General features: G+C 42.1%; 2 protein-coding genes. One reads left to right on the top strand and one right to left on the bottom strand.

The genetic code is table 11. From position 1 onward, the window contains the following. The coding region (locus RVS70_RS21940; protein ID WP_414617186.1) for a HesB/YadR/YfhF family protein at positions 1-158 on the top strand (158 nt) is incomplete at its 5' end. 31 nt (positions 159-189) lie between these two features. On the opposite strand, the gene RVS70_RS21935 is transcribed toward RVS70_RS21940, so the two are convergent. After that, entirely contained in the window at positions 190-489 is a 300-nt protein-coding gene (locus tag RVS70_RS21935) for a hypothetical protein (RefSeq protein ID WP_321134832.1), read from the bottom strand. Positions 490-554 lie beyond the last annotated feature (65 nt).

Here is a 554-nt window from a genome sequence, read left to right as displayed (position 1 = left end):
GTGTAGCGAAAGATGCCCCACAAGAGGCGGGAGTCACTGCAGAAGCAGACGGCATTACCTTCTTTATTGAAGAAAGTGATTTATGGTACTTTGATAATCACGACCTTCTCGTCAGCTATTCAGAAGACGCTGATGAACCGGTTTTTGAATACCAATAAAAAAGAACGCACATGATGTGCGTTCTTTTTTTTACAAATGAAATCGTATAAGATGATCGGTTAGGTTTTCTTGTTCCAAAATATATTTTTGGGTCTCCCCCAGCAGATCAAAGTGAGGAAATTCACTTTTCTTATGTATCCATTCTTTCTTTAACCCGTAGGCTGCTCCCCATCGAATCAGCTTATCAATATCTGCACAGCCGGCTTTTGTCACAGTCTTTGCTTCCGGAAACCGGTCATCAAGCCAGTAATGTGTTAAAAATGCGATTTCTCCTTTTTTCACTGCTTGTGTCCACCGGTTCAGTTCCTCTCGTTTTACACCAAACGCCATGTCCCGTTCACTTCCCTATTTTTTGGCCTTTTCATATGATGCGTGCCTATCAGGAAAAGCTTTGC

Source organism: Virgibacillus sp. M23 (genome assembly GCF_034190895.1).
GTDB classification, from domain to species: Bacteria; Bacillota; Bacilli; order Bacillales; family Amphibacillaceae; genus Virgibacillus; species Virgibacillus salarius.
The sequence above is the reverse complement of the archived record's forward strand: the minus strand, read 5'-3'. Positions and strand labels throughout refer to the sequence as shown.